The organism is Novosphingobium sp. BW1 (assembly GCF_008107685.1).
Taxonomy (GTDB): domain Bacteria; phylum Pseudomonadota; class Alphaproteobacteria; order Sphingomonadales; family Sphingomonadaceae; genus Novosphingobium.
Window position 1 is genome coordinate 1 of the sequence record NZ_VIRF01000117.1, and the last position, 468, is coordinate 468.

The 468-nt window shown below is 63.2% G+C and carries 1 protein-coding gene; it reads left to right on the forward strand.

All coding sequences use genetic code 11. From position 1 onward, the window contains the following. Window positions 1-468: alpha/beta fold hydrolase (locus FMM79_RS20215; protein ID WP_148629316.1), on the forward strand; the 468-nt coding region annotated here is incomplete at both ends.

Consider the following 468-nt stretch of genomic DNA (forward strand, 5'->3'; position numbering starts at 1 on the left):
CCGCCAAGCGTCGTTCCTACCAGTCCGGCGTGCTGGAGGGCAAGGACATGGCCAAGGTGTTCGCCTGGATGCGCCCCAACGACCTGATCTGGAACTACTGGGTCAACAACTACCTGCTCGGCAACCAGCCGCCGGCGTTCGACATCCTCTACTGGAACAACGACACCACGCGCCTGCCCGCCGCGCTGCACGGCGAGTTCGTCGAACTGTTCAAGAGCAACCCGCTGAACCGCCCCGGCGCCCTGGAGGTCTCCGGCACGCCCATCGACCTGAAGCAGGTGACTTGCGACTTCTACTGTGTCGCCGGTCTGAACGACCACATCACCCCCTGGGAGTCGTGCTACAAGTCGGCCAGGCTGCTGGGTGGCAAGTGCGAGTTCATCCTCTCCAACAGCGGTCACATCCAGAGCATCCTCAACCCACCGGGCAACCCCAAGGCACGCTTCATGACCAATCCGGAACTGCCCG